At 44.6% G+C, this 2,590-nt stretch carries 2 protein-coding genes; both read left to right on the top strand.

Annotated features, from left to right (window positions below; translation table 11 throughout):
- Nucleotides 1-117 precede the first annotated feature (117 nt).
- The gene (locus tag PX482_RS15220) at nucleotides 118-279 is read left to right on the top strand and encodes a hypothetical protein (protein WP_196219802.1); all 162 of its coding nucleotides are present in this window, start codon (nucleotides 118-120) and stop codon (nucleotides 277-279) included.
- A 413-nt stretch (nucleotides 280-692) separates the two neighbouring features.
- On the top strand, nucleotides 693-2,590 hold a 1,898-nt coding region (gene nifJ / locus PX482_RS15215), incomplete at its 3' end, for a pyruvate:ferredoxin (flavodoxin) oxidoreductase (protein WP_288122632.1).

The following is a 2,590-nucleotide window of genomic DNA, read 5'->3' as shown; positions in this document are numbered from 1 at the left end:
TGTCGATTTTTACCGGTTTTGATGGGGCCAATTACCTAATTTTCAGGAAAAAAGTCCCGGAATTTTCCCCCTGATCACTCCCATGCCCAGTACTTTTTGATTGACAAAAATCGTCCAATGTCTTTCTCTATAAGGGTTCCATCTCTTATAACCCCCGTCCATTACATAACACAAACCGAAGAACCGAGATTATTTCTATTTATTCTTCCGACACCCCACACCCCACACCCCACACCCCACACCCTGCCCCCAGGAAAAACTTTTTGCCGCAAACCCTAATTAATAATTCATAATTCCTTCTCCCTGCTCATAGACAGTCTTAACGAGTAATTTAGATAGTCAACAGCTTATCTTCTGACCTAGCACTTTTTTTTAAAAAGTATCATTAATTTTTATCTCAATTCTGAATATTAATTAATCCCAGGGTCGGTTGCTGGCAAACTCAGCAGCGTATTAAGAAAAAATAACGAATTGCTAGAAAGCCGAGAATCTGGATAATGATCGAGGTGGAGACAGAAAAATTGCTCTACTTAAGCCTGTCTGCCGTAAGCGTCCAATAGTAGATAGGGAGTCAAAAGCGACGCTCAAGAAAATCCTTCGGTTGTCAGGGAAACGAGAGGATATTTAGTGCGAAATTGAGCCGTAAAAAAACTTAAAATCCCGACAAATATCGTAAAAACTAAGGGGAACACATGACCAAAAAAACCTATGCAACCATAGACGGTAACGAAGCTGTTGCACGCGTTGCCTATCGTCTCAGTGAAGTAATCGCTATTTATCCTATCACTCCCTCCTCGCCTATGGGTGAATGGTCCGATAGTTGGGCGGCCGAACGCAGAGCTAATCTCTGGGGAACCATCCCTTCCGTAATCGAAATGCAGAGCGAAGGTGGGGCAGCGGGAACCCTGCACGGAGCGCTACAAACAGGCTCTTTAACTACTACTTTCACTTCCTCGCAGGGATTATTATTAATGCTCCCCAACTTCTACAAAATTGCGGGGGAATTAACCTCTTCAGTGGTTCATGTGGCTGCCCGTGCTTTAGCAGCTCAAGGATTGTCAATTTTTGGGGATCATAGTGATGTCATGTCTGCCAGAAGTACGGGTTGGGCTATGTTAGCGGCTAATTCCGTTCAAGAAGCTCAAGATCTGGCGGCTATTGCCACGGCTACCACCCTAGAAACCAGGATTCCTTTTCTGCACTTTTTTGATGGGTTTCGTACCAGTCATGAGGTGCAAAAAGTCGAATTAATTAGCGATGAAACTCTCAAAGAACTGATCGATGAAGACCTAATTATTGCCCATCGTCAAAGGGCTTTAACTCCCGATCGACCGGTTTTACGAGGCACGGCACAAAATCCCGATGTTTATTTCCAGGCAAGGGAAAGCGTCAATCCTTTCTATTATGCTTGTCCCGATATCACTCAAAAAATTATGGATCGTTTTGCCCAATTAACAGGACGGCAATACCATCTCTATGAATACCACGGTGCGCCCGATGCCGAAAGAGTGATTATGTTAATGGGATCGGGAGGGGAAACCGTCCATGAAACCGTGGATTATCTCAATCAAAATGGGGCTAAAGTTGGGGTCTTAAAAGTTCGTCTTTATCGTCCCTTTGCCGCCGACAAATTACTGGCAGCTTTGCCCACTACAGTGAAAAAAATAGCCGTTTTAGATCGCTGTAAAGAACCCGGTGCCGGGGGCGATCCGCTATATTTAGACGTGGTAAATGCCTTTATGGAAGAGTACGAAGGCAAGCTGCCGAAAATTGTGGGAGGACGCTACGGTTTATCTTCCAAAGAATTTACTCCAGCCATGATTGCCGGTATATTTGATAACTTAAGTCTCGACAAACCGAAAAATCACTTCACTATTGGTATCGTTGACGATCTTACCTTTTCCAGTTTGGAATATGACCGCAGTTTTTCCACTGAACCGGACGAAGTAGTGCGGGCGGTTTTCTACGGTTTAGGTTCCGATGGTACGGTGGGAGCTAACAAAAATTCAATTAAAATTATCGGTGAAGATACTGATAATTATGCCCAGGGTTATTTCGTCTATGATTCCAAAAAATCTGGCTCCGTCACCGTTTCTCACCTACGCTTTGGGCCCCATCCGATTCGCTCTACCTATTTAATCACTGATGCTAACTTTATCGCCTGTCATCAGTGGGAATTTGTCGAACAATTTGACCTGCTAGAAACCGCTAAATCGAACTCAATTTTTCTCCTGAATAGTCCCTATCCACCGGAGGAGGTGTTTAGTCACTTACCCCGCCATCTCCAGCAAACTATCATCGATAAAAATCTGCAAGTTTATACGATTAATGCGACTCAAGTAGCCAAAGAAGCGGGGATGGGCAGTCGGATTAATACCGTTATGCAGGTGTGTTTCTTTGCCCTAGCGGGGGTTTTGTCGCGGGAAGATGCGATCGCACAAATCAAAAAAGCCATCCGCAAGACCTACGGCAAGAAAGGCGAAGAAATCGTGCAGATGAACATCAAAGCTGTGGATTCTGCCCTAGAACACCTCTATCAAGTCCCAATTCCCGCCACTGTCACCCCTGAAGCTTTTGAATTAAGACCACC

Origin of the sequence: Microcystis sp. M53602_WE12, from assembly GCF_030065455.1 — a bacterium.
GTDB lineage: Bacteria > Cyanobacteriota > Cyanobacteriia > Cyanobacteriales > Microcystaceae > Microcystis > Microcystis aeruginosa.
This window is presented reverse-complemented; position numbering and strand designations above follow the sequence as displayed.